At 42.8% G+C, this 5,923-nt stretch carries 5 protein-coding genes and 1 pseudogene; all 6 read left to right on the forward strand.

All coding sequences use genetic code 11. From position 1 onward, the window contains the following. The first annotated feature begins 184 nt into the window (after positions 1 to 184). The 6 genes and pseudogenes from Ga0451573_RS18655 to Ga0451573_RS18675 all read left to right on the forward strand — a co-directional run bounded on the left by Ga0451573_RS18655 (position 185) and on the right by Ga0451573_RS18675 (position 5,472). Positions 185 to 1,078 (forward strand): LysR family transcriptional regulator, encoded by an 894-nt coding sequence (locus tag Ga0451573_RS18655; protein ID WP_231685694.1) that lies wholly within the window; start codon positions 185 to 187, stop codon positions 1,076 to 1,078. Between the two features lie 11 nt (positions 1,079 to 1,089). Further along, positions 1,090 to 2,118: an NAD(P)-dependent oxidoreductase gene (locus Ga0451573_RS18660; RefSeq protein ID WP_231685689.1), complete on the forward strand. Its 1,029-nt coding sequence runs from the start codon at positions 1,090 to 1,092 to the stop codon at positions 2,116 to 2,118. Between the two features lie 496 nt (positions 2,119 to 2,614). Then, on the forward strand, positions 2,615 to 3,355 hold the full coding sequence (locus Ga0451573_RS18665; RefSeq protein WP_231685690.1) for a hypothetical protein: 741 nt from the start codon (positions 2,615 to 2,617) through the stop codon (positions 3,353 to 3,355). Beyond that, positions 3,355 to 4,104 carry an IS21-like element helper ATPase IstB gene (istB, locus tag Ga0451573_RS18670; protein WP_231685691.1) on the forward strand — a complete coding sequence of 250 codons (750 nt, stop codon included), beginning with the start codon at positions 3,355 to 3,357 and terminating at the stop codon, positions 4,102 to 4,104. Before Ga0451573_RS18665 ends, istB begins: the two co-directional genes overlap by 1 nt. Positions 4,105 to 4,154: 50 nt before the next feature. Beyond that, positions 4,155 to 4,478, forward strand: a pseudogene (locus Ga0451573_RS20135) (reverse transcriptase); the annotation flags it as partial. A gap of 508 nt (positions 4,479 to 4,986) precedes the next feature. Continuing rightward, the gene (locus tag Ga0451573_RS18675) at positions 4,987 to 5,472 is read left to right on the forward strand and encodes a hypothetical protein (RefSeq protein ID WP_231685693.1); all 486 of its coding nucleotides are present in this window, start codon (positions 4,987 to 4,989) and stop codon (positions 5,470 to 5,472) included. Positions 5,473 to 5,923 lie beyond the last annotated feature (451 nt).

Below are 5,923 nucleotides of genomic sequence, written 5' to 3' on the forward strand. Positions count from 1 at the left end.
AAGATAGAACTGGTAATAGGACTATCAGGTTTCCCAATAGTTCAAAGTGCTCCCCTGATTGATTTCAGTTGCAGCCCTAGAAGTAACTTTGCTATTCCTTTCACAACCAAGATGACGTTCTGGTAATACAAACTACTACGGAAAGGCATTGCCCCAGTCGTGGAGGTGGTTCGGTTTGGATTTGATGCATCATCTGAAGACTTTCGTTTGCCTTGCGGAAAAAGGCACAATGGCCGAAGCCATGGATGGGCTGCTGTATGCCCAGCCCACTATCTCGAGCCATATTGCCAATTTGGAATCCTACTACAAATGCTCACTTCTGGTCTATAGATACAAACAGTATGTTCTTACTGAAGAAGGCCAGGCCCTTTACGACTATGCGAGAAAGATACTGACAATGGCCTTGGAAGCCGAAACAGCAATTGCCGAGTTTAAAGAGGCCGGTCGGGGAACTTTTTCCTTAGGGGCTAGTACAAATATTGGCATCTACTTGTTACCCGAGGTTCTTGGTTCATTTCGATCACTGTACCCAGGCTTAAGGGTGACAGTAACTGTTGCCCGTACCCACGAAATACAAAAGAAAGTTGAAGACTACGAATTAAATCTTGGCATTGTAGAAGCGGATGTATCTGCTGACTGTTCCCTAAAAGTAGATGTTTTCAAGAGAGAACCCTTGGTTTTAATCGTTTCCCCGACCCATCCGTTAGCCCAGCGCGGGCAGGTCAGTGTTGAAGAATTAATCCAGCAACCCTTCGTTGTCGGCGAATCAGGCTCCGGAACTCGGCGGGCCTTGGAACGTCAGATTGGCGGCATCATGAATACCATCAATATCTCCCTGGAATTAGGAAGTACTGAGGGCGTGAAAAAGGCCGTTGAAAACTCCTTAGGCGTCTCTATCATAGTCGCTTCCGCAATCTCCCGCGAATTGGCAGCAGGAACGCTCGTCGCTGTTGCTATCGAAGGCTTTGCTCCGTATAAGGAATACAAACTAATCTATCCCCAGGACAAATATCTGACGGCCGGAACCCGCAAGTTCTTAGCTCATATGCGGTCTTTGTATTCTGCCAGCATAATATAGAGGTGATGCACATGAGACAGCATTCATCCAATAACACCCCTCAAGTTTACTATAATCATCTCGTTCCCGTGGAAGGCCCTGATTTGCTCAAGCCGTTTTTTAACGTTATCGTGCCAACGGATATCCACAGCCTAACCCCGGCAAGAATTGCGCTCGAAGCCCAGGAAGCATTCGGTCTGTGTGTGTCTGTTGAACACAGAATCAGCGGCGAACTCATTGCTCAGCTACCCTATCTAAGAGTTATTTCCAGCTTTGGTCGTGGCTTGGATAATATTGATGTTGAGGAAGCAACCAAGCACGGGATTTGGGTAACCTGCGTGTACGGTGAGGAAATTGATGACTCCGTTGCTGACATGACCTGGGCTCTGCTCCTTGGTTTAGCCCGCAAAGTGGCGGTGGGAGACCGAACGATTCGTGTCTCCGGTTGTAGTTCATGGAGTCCGCATCCTAGATTGGGATCAAAAGTTTCGCATAAGCGTCTAGGCATAATTGGCATGGGCAAGCTAGGTCAAGCCGTAGCTCGCCGGGCGATGGGTTTTGGCATGGAGGTATGCTATTATCAGCCTCTGCGACTACCCATTGAGACCGAAAGTACCCTCCGGCTGGAATTCGCTGAGCGGCATACGCTTTTTCAACAGGCAGATTTCATTTGTATCTGCTCCACGTTAACACAGGACACCTATCATCAAATTGGCGTGCACGAATTGTCACTGATGAAACCTACCTCGCTGCTCATCAATCCTAGCCGAGGGTCACAGGTTGACGAATGCGCAGTTGCCCAAGCTCTCAAAGACGGCATCATTGGTGGATATGCCGCCGATGTCTTTGAAATGGAAGATGCCTATTATGCCAAGCCTGGGGTTCAAATTCCCCGTGGCTTACTTGACCAAAAAGATAAAACACTTTTCTCCCCTCATGCGGGAACTGCAGTTGTGGAGTCACGCGTCTACATGGCACGGGTCCAAGCCCAAGCAGTATTAGATGTTTGGCAGGGCCAAAGACCTCAGGGTGCCGTTAATAATGCTCTGGAGCTTACCTGAAATAGTGTTTGGCAAAAGATGCTACAACATCTTTCGCAGTTTTCCCGCTTTACCAGAAGAAAGCGCGCCAAACTAAAGTTGCCTCTGACCCCAAACTGGAAAAATGCCCTATGGGAAGGCGTACGACCCATAGGGCATTTTTGCGGACATGCACAATGACTAATTCATATTTGTCTAATCCTCCGATGGAACTCTGCAATTGCAAGACCTATTGGTCGGAATGCCATGTAATAAAAGAACCGGTGGACCCCATTCCAGAAAAATGGCCTGTGGCCAGGCATACGACGCACCGTTTTTATGAAAGTTGAAGTATTTAAGTTAGTTTCCCGGCATTAATAATCGCAGGTTTGCAAATGGTGTCCCTTCCAGTAGAATCGGGAAATCAACTTTAATCGGTTCGCTATGCGTATTGATATGCAGCGGGGAAATGTCTTTGATTTGGTTATAGGATAAATCTAAATATTCCATTTTAAGTTGAGAAAGCGCAGTGATATCGGTGATGTCATTACGTGAATGTCTTGACTGGCTGGCCCGCACCGGAAACGCTAATATTCATGGCATAACAAAAAGGATACCGGCAGAAGTATTCCTGGTCGAAAAGCAATACTTGCGGCCGATATCCAAAGCGGTAAATATACCTGCTAACATTGTAACAAGAGGTGTAAGAAAAGACAATACCATCCTGTATCATAGCAACAGGTATTCTGTTCCTTTGGGGACATACCGGCCAGGCAAAAAGCTTTTCCTGACAGAAGAAGATGGCAATATAATCTTTACGGATCCGGATTCCAATCACGTCGCAGCTGTTCACAGAATTAATCCGGGAAAAGGACAACTAATTCAAAACAACAACCACCTGCGTGATCACACAGGCAAGATATCCGGTTTGCAGGATCAGGTTCTGGAGATGCTGGGAAACATACCTGAAGCATTAATGCTGCTAAACATGATTAAAACAGATAAGCCCAGGTATGTAAGAGATCAGTTTCTGCTAATAAAGGCAACCGTAAGTAATAATACGGTAGAAGTTATCCAAAACGCCATTCAATATTGTTCGGACAATGAATTATGGAGTGCAGTTGATTTCAGGGCTGCAGTTGAACACTTTGCTAGGAACAATGCCAATGCAGACACAGCAACTGCTATTGGGCCGCCATATGTGCCACAGCCATATAAGATTAAGCCTGAAGCAAGAGATATTAACGATTATGTGGCAGTATGCGGAGGTGGCAAATAATGTCGGTATACGAAGAAACCTTAAATTCACTTACCACACTGGGTTTATCACATATCAGGGACAATATTGACCAGTTATTGCCGGGCATAAACGGCAAAGAAGTTTCGTATCTGGATTTTCTCCATAACATCATGAATTCTGAGTTAACAGCAAGAGATAAAAGAGCCAGGGAACGCCGTTTAAGTTCGGCAGAATTCCCTTATATGCGAACCCCAGACGATTATGACTATGCCTTTAATAACTCAGTTACGAAACGCCAAATTAATCAACTCTTAGACCTGGCATGGATTGAATCAGCTTACAACATAATATTTTTGGGCCCTTCCGGTGTGGGTAAAACCCACCTGGCAGTAACTCTGGGCATACATGCTGTGGAACAGGGATACAAGGTAACATTTGTAACCATGGATAAGCTAATTAAACTGTTAAAGACTGAAGAGATATCAGTCAGGGCCAGACAACGACTAAGAAAAATCATGAATTCAGACCTTGTGATTATTGATGAAATAGGTTTTCAGCCAATATCACGCCAGGAATCAAACCTCTTCTTTCAGGTGATCTCTAACCTCTATGAACAACGGTCAGTAATAATCACCTCAAACAAAGGGTTTGAAGAATGGGCAGAGTTACTGCAAGATCCGGTAATCACCACTGCCATTTTGGACCGGTTAACCCATCACAGTGAGATTTTCAATATGACCGGTGACAGCTATCGGCTTAAAAACAGGGACACTATTCTCAAGGAGTAAAACAGGGAAAATTATTTGCCGAAATTCATCCAAAAATACTTGCCGTTTACACCTGCTCAGTCGGTATGGCACTGTATAAATCCTTTGCGAGGTAAAAAGACTTCTTCGCCAAAGTCAAGTCTGCAGTTAAATCATTTCACCTGCCCAAGTACAGCCTGAGGAACCCGCTTTCCCGTGTCTGCTACATCTGCGGCAATCCGCATTCAAATGTCAGCATGTATCACAGGAAAACGAAGAAGAAGCTCGACAAGCCCTATTCTACGATTGTCACCGTCATGCTGGACATCAACCGGCGTCAGATAACCCTTTGCGAACACTGCTTTGCCAACGTCGAAGCTGACAGGTTTCAGCTTAATCAGTTGAAACGACGATAACCCATTTGTAATATGGAGAGCCGTATGCGGTGAAAGTCGCTTGTACGGTTCGGGAAGGGGCGGGTTACTTTGCTAATCCGCCTATTTCATACTTTGTTTTGATGTGCATCATTTTAAAAAAGGGCATAAAAAAAAGCGGCAGCATCTTATTTCTAAAATGCCACCGCTAATTTCGCATGAGAGAGATTTCCTTATCCGGTTTAAACGGTATAGATAAAAAAGCAAGCATGTTGTCTTAAACTGTACTTGCCTTTTTCGCTTTATATAAGAATAGTGTGAAATACTATCTACAATAAATAAACTATATCCCCCCTTGACAAGCAATCATCACTCAAGAAGTAATAGTTGTTAAGGAGGGATTTAGGTTTAAAAACTGGACTATCGCCATTATCATCGTTATCTTCTAAGGACACTGCCAACTGAAGTTCTACAGTTGCTAAGTAGTGAATGAAAAACTGCTTCTTTGTTTATAATAAATTATAAACACTCTTTTGTATCGGAGACACATATGGATGAGATTATTACCGTTTTATTTTATCCCACTTTTTTAATAGGTGTTTTTCTACTCACTCTGATATTTATCCCTAAAAATAAATATAAAGAATATTTTATTTACGGTTTTTTAATTGGCGGTTTAGGTGATATGATTGTAGTATTCTTTATGCAAAATTTATTAGGGATAATGTGGTTTAAAAACCAGGGTGTTTTCTATGTTCTAGGCCAGATGGCTCTTTCACCTCTTTGTTGGACTGTAACAATAATGATATTTTTATATTTCTTGCCGCGGAAACGATGGTTCTTATACCCGTATATATTAACTTGGGCATTTATTAGTCTTGGTTTTGGATATATTGTACATAATGTAGGTTTATTTGACTTTGTTTACTGGTTATATCCCATTCCCGCATATTTTACTTTTTTAGGCTGGTGGATTTTTGCTGCATGGCTTTTCCTTAAAACCAGCCCTATGGCAAGGGATAATGTAGACCCTTAATAAAAGCCTGCTAAAACCATCCCTAATATGCATACCAAGAATTTGTGCTTTGTGAGAGTATGCCCCGCTAATATCTGGCGTCTATGTAAATTATAGATTTTAACAATGAATAAAACATAAATGCCCATTCATCAAATGATTCATGGGCATTTATATAGATTCTAGGTTGTCTAATAGTATATGAATTATTATGAATTATTTTACTTCGCGCTTTCCTACAAATGCGAAGCAGCCTGATTTTTTTGACCTTGTCATCTTCCAAAATACCCGATGTCATCTATAAAATGCCCTCAAAAATCGGGCCGAAAAATGCACTTTTTCGGCCTGATTTTTGCCCATTTTTTGCTCCAAAACCACTACATATAGTGGTTAACTATAAACGCTAGAATAAAAGTAAGCCAGAATTAAAGAAAACGCCAGGAAAAAAGTGAGCCACTTGTAATAAAAATCC

The sequence above is a fragment of the Phosphitispora fastidiosa genome, assembly GCF_019008365.1.
In the GTDB taxonomy this organism is placed as follows: domain Bacteria; phylum Bacillota; class Thermincolia; order Thermincolales; family UBA2595; genus Phosphitispora; species Phosphitispora fastidiosa.